Below are 7,517 nucleotides of genomic sequence, written 5' to 3' on the forward strand. Positions count from 1 at the left end.
TTGATACATACCTTATACTTATACTTTATATATAGTTTTCACTATAACACTGTTTAGCTCRCTGTCATGATTGGGTTGCCTGAGACGCCTTTAAGCTGTGGGGTAGATAACAAAAAAGGCCCCGCGGGGCCTTTGTGGTAGCGATGCTAGTACTAGCTGGCGAGTTGGCGCAGCACGTAGTGGAGAATACCACCATGGCGGTAGTAATCCCACTCAACTGCAGTGTCGATGCGGACGTTGACGTCAAACTCGATGGTTTTATCATCCCGAACTGCACGAACCTTGAGGGTAGAGGGTTCGCCGTTGATCTCCTCAAAGTCGAACACTTCTGTGCCATCCAATCCAAGTGATTCAACGGAATCACCCTCTTTAAATTGCAGTGGCAACACGCCAAAGCCCACTAAGTTAGAGCGGTGAATACGCTCGAAGCTTTCAGCAATGACGGCTTTGATACCCAGCAAGTTGGTGCCCTTGGCGGCCCAGTCACGGCTCGACCCTGTCCCGTACTCTTTACCCGCAAGCACGACGAGTGGCGTGCCGTCCGCTTGGTAACGCTGCGCAGCGTCGTAAATACTCATTTGTTCATTGGTGGGCAAATAAGTCGTCATACCGCCCTCGGTGCCCGGCGCCATTTGGTTTTTTAAGCGCACGTTGGCAAAGGTGCCACGTACCATCACCTCGTGATTACCTCGGCGTGAGCCGTAGCTGTTGAAATCTTTTGGCTCAACGCCTTTGGACTTCAAATACTCGCCTGCAGGGCTATCTGGTTTTATCGCCCCTGCAGGTGAGATATGGTCAGTCGTAATAGAGTCGCCCACTTTCACCACACAGCGTGCGCCCTTGATGGGTTTCATCTCGGGGAGCGCCATGGTCATGCCATCAAAGTACGTTGGTTTTTTAACGTAGGTGGAGTCTGGCCATGAGTAAATCTCATCTTCAGGGACAGGCAGTTTCCGCCAAGCGTCTGTGCCGGCAAACACGTCCGCGTATTTGTCTTGGTACAGCCCGTCGGTCATTGCTGTCTGAATGGTTTGCGCGACTTCCTGTGGCGTTGGCCAAATGTCGTTGAGGTAGACCGGCTTACCGTTTTTATCCTGTCCTAATGGCTCTTTAAGGACATCGACATTCATATTACCCGCCAGTGCATAAGCCACGACAAGTGGGGGTGAGGCTAAATAGTTGGCTTTTACATCTTGGTGAATACGGCCTTCAAAATTACGGTTACCGGACAGCACGCTAGTCACCAATAAGTCGCCAGCGCGAATGGCTTCAGTGATAGGCTCTGGTAATGGCCCTGAGTTACCAATACAGGTAGTACAGCCAAAGCCGACGATGTTAAAGCCAAGCTCAGCCAGAGGCTCGAGTAACCCCACATTCTCTAAATAGGCAGGGACAACTTGTGATCCTGGCGCAAGCGAGGTTTTCACCCACGGTTTTGTTTTTAAGCCAAGCTCGCGTGCTTTTTTTGCCACCAGCCCAGCAGCAACAAGCACGGCAGGGTTCGAGGTGTTGGTGCAGGAAGTGATTGCTGCGATGACGACGGCCCCGTTCTCAAGTGTAAATGTTTCTCCCTTATACTTGACTTGAGTATCGCCTTGTTCGCGCACACTGGGGTTATCGACCGCAGTTTGCCCGCCTTCACTGGCAAAACTGGCGATCAGGTTATTTGCTGCCGCTTGCTCTTTTTCCAACAGCTGATCGAATTGGGTTTTGGCATCGGTCAATGCAATTCTATCCTGCGGGCGTTTGGGGCCGGCAAGGCTTGGAACCACATCACCGAGGTCGAGATGGAGTGTGTCACTATAATCAGCCACCGGTGCATCATCATCGCGCCACAAGCCCTGTGCTTTGGCATAGGTTTCGACCAGCGTGATTTGATCGTCGGTGCGTCCTGTTAGGCGCATGTAGCTTAGCGTTTCTTCATCAATCGGGAAGATGCCACAGGTTGCACCATATTCGGGTGCCATATTGGCAATGGTCGCGCGGTCAGCCAGCGGCAATTTAGCGAGGCCCGGGCCATAAAATTCAACAAACTTACCCACCACGCCGCGCTCGCGTAGCATTTGAGTGACGGTGAGTACTAAGTCAGTTGCAGTGGCAGACGCAGGTAGCTCGCCTTTAAGCTCAAAGCCGACCACTTCAGGAATGAGCATGGTGATAGGCTGGCCGAGCATCGCCGCTTCCGCTTCGATACCACCCACGCCCCAGCCAAGCACACCTAAGCCGTTGATCATAGTGGTATGTGAGTCAGTGCCCACTAGTGTGTCTGGCATGGCTAGCTTATTGCCGCCTTGCGCTTCCACTAATACTCCCGGGGCTAAATACTCGAGGTTCACTTGGTGTACGATCCCCGTGCCGGGGGGGACGACGCGGAAATTCGAAAAGGCTTGCTGACCCCAACGTAAAAATTGGTAACGCTCGCTGTTTCGTTCGAACTCAATCTCGGTATTTTTCTGCAAGGAGTCAGGATTGCCGTAGTCATCCACCATGACCGAGTGGTCGATGACAAGATCAACTGCACCAAGCGGGTTAATTTTGGCTGGATCGCCTTTTAAATCGCGCATGGCGGCACGCATGGCTGCGAGATCCACCACGGCAGGTACGCCAGTGAAATCTTGAAGCACGACACGTGCAGGGGTGAAGTTTACTTGATCTTTACCGGCAGCATCAGCTTGCCACTGGCAAAGGGTTTTGATGTCCTCTGCCGATACATTCTTACCGTCTTCTTTGCGCAGCAAGTTTTCAAGCAGCACTTTTAGGCAGTAGGGTAAGCGGCTGATATTAAATTGATCAGACAATGCATCGAGACGAAAGTAATCGTAGGTTTCACCATTGACGTGTAGGGTACGTCGCGTGTTGAAACTGTCTTGGCTATTGGAATGAGATGTGTTGCTCACGGGTGCCTCCCCAAGTCCGTTATTGTGAGTAGAAGCGAGGTAGATAAGGACACCTCGCTCGGGGGATTGCTTGTTTTTACAGCACTATTGTAAATGCGAGATTGATTTAGTTAAAGCTTAGTTACTATCGTGTGGCCGATAACTGCCATCGTTGAAACCTTTTTATTCAGGGTGAGGCTGTTTGTCGGGTTTGGCGATCATCGCGTCTTGCGGATAGTAAACAACGCCGCGTGGCTGACCTTGGCGATCGAAGAAAGCATTGGGACGATGGTGACCGAGTAAACGTGCCCAGCCAATGCGGAGGGCGGTTCTGATCACTAAGCTAAGCGGAAAGCGAGGGTGGACATTTTTTTCTGGGATGGGGGAACGTGCGTCTTGACCTTGCACGTACCAACGAACAGGGCCAATTTCTTCTTCGTTATCCCCTTCGATGTGATAACAACTACTAATAATGCCGATAAAAGGGATAGCTGCGCTAATCGTATTCGCTATCGGTGTATGGCAACAGCTCGCGTACCAGCGATAAAGCCCTTTTTCGGATAATCTCGCGCAGGAAAGCTTATCTCGCCCTCGGTACACGCGTAACTGCGCTGGCGTGATTTGTAGGATTTCTGTGCCGCCACCGGGCCTTAGCTCGGTATGGTAACCCAGTTTTTCAGCGAATGCTTGGCAGTCTTTGCAGTAACAAACGCAACGCTGACTGCGTTGTGCATCAATAATTTCTCCCGCCACTTGGCCACAAGCACACTGGATATTCAACCTTGTCATTCTATCCTCTCCCGCGCATCAAAGCGTGTCTTAATAGTGTAGAGGATGAGCAAAAAAATCGATGCAGAGTGTTTGATTTATAACGCTATCTGAACATGAAATTCCTCTGAATTACGCAGAATGGCAACTTTTCGTGACATTTTTGTCCCATTTCCACCTTCTAAAATAGGGCAATAGACCAATTATGCAGTGATTAATTCTTTTGTTTAATAATTGTTAATCTTTGTAGTGGAGCCTTTCAACGGCTTAGCGAAATTTTTTAGACAAAAAAACTAAACGAGTGGTTTATGATCGATAAATATAGTGCTCGATCTGGAAATAACAGTGTATATGGTTGATGATTGGATGTATCACGTTTGTTAAATAAATGTATTTCAAACGTATTGGTTTGAATGCGCGGCACAGTCGCGAAACAGGAGGAAGCCATGAATACGTCAACATTACTCATGCAGCTTAATCAACTGGACGATAATCATATCAAACAATTACAGCCTTCGTTTGATAACCTTCCGGGTACATCTCACGCAGACGGCGGTTATCGCTTGCGTCGTTATTCAATCGTGCATGCTTTCGATGGGGGCATCGAGAAGTTACCGACTCGCCCATTTATGCAAACATCTGACATCAATGAATTCCAAGGGGATGTGGCCAGAACCTTTGAGGATATCGAGCCCCAGACTATTCAGGCACCGGGCTTCCATGCCATGTGTCGGACATTCCGCGACCTTTACCAGCTTAGCGATGACAACGACATCGAAATCCACCAAATTCGTATTCAGGCGGATAATCAATCCGTGCAGGTTGCCCCAGAAGGGGTTCATCAAGATGGCTTTGATCATATCGCTATTGTGAGCATTGGCCGAGATAATATTGAGGGCGGTGACTTTCAGGTATTTAGTCATAAAACCAGCGCACCGCTGTTTAGCCTGCCGCTGGAACCGGGGCAAATGGCGGCACTTGATGATCGTACGTTGTGGCATTACGCTGAGCCGATTACGCCCGTTGATAACCAGAAACCGGGCACGATGGATGTATTTGTACTCACAGCAACAAGGAAGTAACGATGACACCGGCAGGTTTTTCACCCCATGCTGTTCGGGGCCACTTTCCCGCACTCGCGCAAATCATTGAAGGCAAACCCGTTGCATTTTTTGATGGCCCGGGGGGCGCACAAGTACCCCGCGCAGTGCTTGACGCTATGGTGGATTATTTAGGGCACTACAACGCCAATCTGGGCGGCCAGTTCTTTTCTGGTCGTTATACCACCGAGCTTATGCAGCGCGCGCGGGATGTGGCGGCCACCTTTGTGAATGCCTCATCGTCAGAAAGCATGGTATTCGGTCCGAATATGACCACCTTGACCTTCTCGTTGAGTCGGGCAATCAGTCGCGACTGGCAGGAGGGAGATGAAGTGATTGTTTCGGCACTCGATCACTATTCAAATGTATCTAGCTGGCAACAAGCGGCGCATGACAAAGGCGCGACCGTGAAACAGGTACGTGTTGATGAGTCGACGTATTCTATCGATATGACCCACCTAGCCAGCCTAGTAACCGATAAAACTAAGTTGATTGCGGTGACACTCGCCTCAAACACCACAGGCAGTTTGGTTGATGTGGCAAAAGTGGTGGAGATGGCGAAACAAGTGGGCGCCAAAGTGTATGTAGATGCGGTGCATTACGCGCCCCATCACTTGGTGGATGTGCAAGCACTCGGATGCGATTTTCTTGCCTGCTCAGCGTATAAGTTTTTTGGGCCTCATGTTGGTTTTGCCTATGTCGCGCCTGAGTGGGTACAGATGTTAAAACCGTACAAAGTGGAACCTGCGACTGATCAAGGTCCCGGCCGATTTGAAACAGGCACCCAAAGCTTTGAAGCGATAGCGGGCTTTATTGCGGCGGTTGACTATCTTGCACAATGGGGCAATCCGACGTCCTCACTGCGAGAAAGGCTAGCGGCAAGTTATGCGCAGTACCAAGCGCATGAGCAAGCATTGTCGGCACACTTTATCCAGTTGATGCGCGCTTATCCCAAAGTACGTATTTATGGTATTACCGATGATAATCAGCTCGATAAACGCACTCCAACGTTTGCGATCCGCATAGAGGGAACAGAGCCGGCAGAGGTTGCTCAAGCACTTGGCGAGCAAAATTTGTGTGTCTGGAATGGACACTTCTATGCGCAAGGCCTGTGTGAGCAGCTTGATATCTTAGACAAAGGCGGTGTGATCCGCATCGGTATGATGCATTACAACACCATTGATGAAATTGACCGACTACACCAAGCCTTATTGCCATTTATTAGCGATTAAGGTTAATCAATCTCTCAAGCGGCCAAAAAGGCCGCTTTTTTTTGATCAAAATTGGCTTCAGTTGATGTTTAAATGTGAATTTATTCACAGTGCAACCTAGAAACGTTAGCTAGCGCATAGGCGAATGTGCGGCTGCACGTTATGATCACCATCGTTAGTGCTGTCCAAGAAACTATTCAGAAAGAAATCATTTAAAAACGAAACCAATAATAATCAAGGCGAGACCCATGACTGAAGAACAAAACGCCTTTTGGCACCAATATCTAACGACCCTTCCCGCGGACCAACGGCCAACTGATGATCAAGTGGTGGTGGACACCTTAAGTCATCACACGGTGAGAGCGAACGAAGTTGCGACATTGGTGAGTTTGAATAAAAAGAAAGCTCACTGCCGATTGCGCAGCTCTTTGGAAGAGAAAAATGCGGTGATTCCACACAAAGGACATTATAAGATTGTTCTTAATGGTCACCACCGACCCGTGTGTATCGTCAAAACCACACAGGTGAGCTATTGCCCGTTTAACCAAGTCAGTGCTGAATTTGCGGCACGTGAAGGAGAGGGAGATGGATCTTACCAGTGTTGGCACGAAGCGCATTGGGGTTACTTTTCCCAGTACGCTAAAACACACGGCCTACATTTTGATGAGCACTCGGATGTGGTGCTTGAAGAGTTTGAGAAAGTCTATCCACTCTAAAAATCAAAGCCGCGCTGAGCGGCTTTTTTAATGGTGATTCATCTTCATGTAAGTCCGAGGTGACTCTCCCAGCATGGTTCTGAAAAATGTGATAAACGCACTGTCACTGGCAAAGTGTAATCGATGGGCGATATCACCTTGCTTTTTTCCCGCGGCGAGTAGCTCTATCGCTTTAATGATCCGCCATTGTTGTCGCCACTGCTGATAGCTCATCCCCGTTTCTTTCTTAAACAAACGCGTGATCGTTTTTTCAGAGGCGCCGCATCGTGTTGCTGCTTCTTTTAACGGTGGGAGTACATCCATTTCGAGGAGCGGCGATAAACGATAATCCGCCGGCAAAGGCAACGTCATTGTTTCTTCTTTAGCGCTTGTCAGCTCATCGATACATACAGCGAGAAGGTTGGCTGGTGCGCCACATTGCCAATCCGTCGTAAACGGAGAAAGAGCAATACGCTCCAGAACTTCTGTCAGTAATGGTGTTGTCGTCAGGATCATTAACTGAGTAGGTAATTGGGTGATTACCCTTTGGTCTAAATAGATCGAGCGGTAGCCTACCGTGTGTTGCATCTCAACCCTATGCTTGCAGTGGCCCGGAATCCAGGCAACTCGAGTGGGAGGCAAGATACTGACTGAGTTCGCGAGGGTTATCCGCATACAGCCATGCTGACTAAAGAGTAATTGGCCTTTTTGGTGATAGTGAAAGCCTGAGTCGTGCGAGGTTAAGTCAGCACCGATCCCCAGCACCGAATTATCGAGCATATCAGGATCAAAGTTATCGTCGCTGTTGAGCCATGCCATTACAAATTGTCTTATTTTATAAACTTATTGTCTTTTATATTATAATAG

6 protein-coding genes are annotated in these 7,517 nt (G+C 49.1%); 3 read left to right on the forward strand and 3 right to left on the reverse strand.

What is annotated here, in order from left to right; all coding sequences use genetic code 11:
• Positions 1 to 152: 152 nt before the first annotated feature.
• Positions 153 to 2,897: an aconitate hydratase AcnA gene (gene acnA, locus BZG82_RS15505; protein ID WP_077481962.1), complete on the reverse strand. Its 2,745-nt coding sequence runs from the start codon at positions 2,895 to 2,897 to the stop codon at positions 153 to 155.
• Positions 2,898 to 3,059: 162 nt separating this feature from the next.
• Positions 3,060 to 3,665: a DUF6151 family protein gene (locus BZG82_RS15510; protein WP_077662740.1), complete on the reverse strand. Its 606-nt coding sequence runs from the start codon at positions 3,663 to 3,665 to the stop codon at positions 3,060 to 3,062.
• A 425-nt stretch (positions 3,666 to 4,090) separates the two neighbouring features.
• On the opposite strand from BZG82_RS15510, the gene BZG82_RS15515 reads away from it, so the two are divergent.
• The 3 genes from BZG82_RS15515 to BZG82_RS15525 all read left to right on the forward strand — a co-directional run bounded on the left by BZG82_RS15515 (position 4,091) and on the right by BZG82_RS15525 (position 6,671).
• The gene (locus BZG82_RS15515) at positions 4,091 to 4,726 is read left to right on the forward strand and encodes a 2OG-Fe dioxygenase family protein (RefSeq protein WP_077662741.1); all 636 of its coding nucleotides are present in this window, start codon (positions 4,091 to 4,093) and stop codon (positions 4,724 to 4,726) included.
• Between the two features lie 2 nt (positions 4,727 to 4,728).
• Positions 4,729 to 5,976, forward strand: coding sequence for a cysteine desulfurase-like protein (locus BZG82_RS15520; protein WP_077766262.1), 1,248 nt, complete (start codon positions 4,729 to 4,731; stop codon positions 5,974 to 5,976).
• Positions 5,977 to 6,203: 227 nt separating this feature from the next.
• The gene (locus BZG82_RS15525; RefSeq protein WP_077481159.1) at positions 6,204 to 6,671 is read left to right on the forward strand and encodes an ASCH domain-containing protein; all 468 of its coding nucleotides are present in this window, start codon (positions 6,204 to 6,206) and stop codon (positions 6,669 to 6,671) included.
• 27 nt (positions 6,672 to 6,698) lie between these two features.
• Here BZG82_RS15525 and BZG82_RS15530 read toward each other — a convergent pair whose 3' ends face one another.
• A complete protein-coding gene (locus BZG82_RS15530; RefSeq protein ID WP_077662743.1) occupies positions 6,699 to 7,469 on the reverse strand; it encodes an AraC family transcriptional regulator in 771 nt (256 codons plus the stop codon).
• Positions 7,470 to 7,517 lie beyond the last annotated feature (48 nt).

Source organism: Salinivibrio sp. PR5 (assembly GCF_001996085.1).
In the GTDB taxonomy this organism is placed as follows: Bacteria; Pseudomonadota; Gammaproteobacteria; order Enterobacterales; family Vibrionaceae; genus Salinivibrio; species Salinivibrio proteolyticus.